This is a genomic window from uncultured Roseobacter sp. (assembly GCF_947495025.1).
In the GTDB taxonomy this organism is placed as follows: domain Bacteria; phylum Pseudomonadota; class Alphaproteobacteria; order Rhodobacterales; family Rhodobacteraceae; genus Roseobacter.
In genome coordinates, this window is record NZ_CANLXG010000012.1 from 1 (window position 1) to 664 (window position 664).

The window sequence follows — 664 nt, forward strand, 5'->3', positions numbered from 1 at the left end:
TCATGGCAAAGGCAAAGTTTGAACGGACGAAACCGCACGTAAACATCGGCACGATTGGTCACGTTGACCACGGCAAGACGACGCTGACGGCTGCGATCACGAAGTATTTCGGCGATTTCCAGGCATATGACCAGATTGACGGCGCGCCCGAGGAGAAAGCCCGCGGGATCACGATTTCGACGGCGCACGTTGAGTACGAGACCGAAGCGCGTCACTATGCGCACGTCGACTGCCCGGGTCACGCGGACTACGTCAAGAACATGATCACCGGTGCCGCTCAGATGGACGGCGCGATCCTGGTTGTGAACGCCGCCGACGGCCCGATGCCGCAGACGCGCGAGCACATCCTGCTGGGCCGTCAGGTTGGTATTCCGACGATGGTTGTCTACATGAACAAAGTCGACCAGGTGGACGACGAAGAGCTGCTCGAGCTTGTTGAGATGGAAATCCGCGAGCTGCTGTCCTCCTACGAGTACCCCGGCGACGACATTCCTGTGATCCCCGGCTCTGCGCTGGCGGCGATGGAAGGCAACAACCCGGAGATCGGTGAGGAATCCATCAAAAAGCTGATGGCGGCCGTTGACGAGTGGATCCCGACACCTGAGCGTGCGATCGACCAGCCGTTCCTGATGCCGGTCGAGGACGTGTTCTCGATCTCCGGCCG

At 60.2% G+C, this 664-nt stretch carries 1 protein-coding gene; it reads left to right on the forward strand.

The window, feature by feature from the left end:
* Nucleotides 1–2: 2 nt before the first annotated feature.
* Nucleotides 3–664: GTP-binding protein (locus Q0792_RS20095; protein ID WP_298845354.1), on the forward strand; the 662-nt coding region annotated here is incomplete at its 3' end.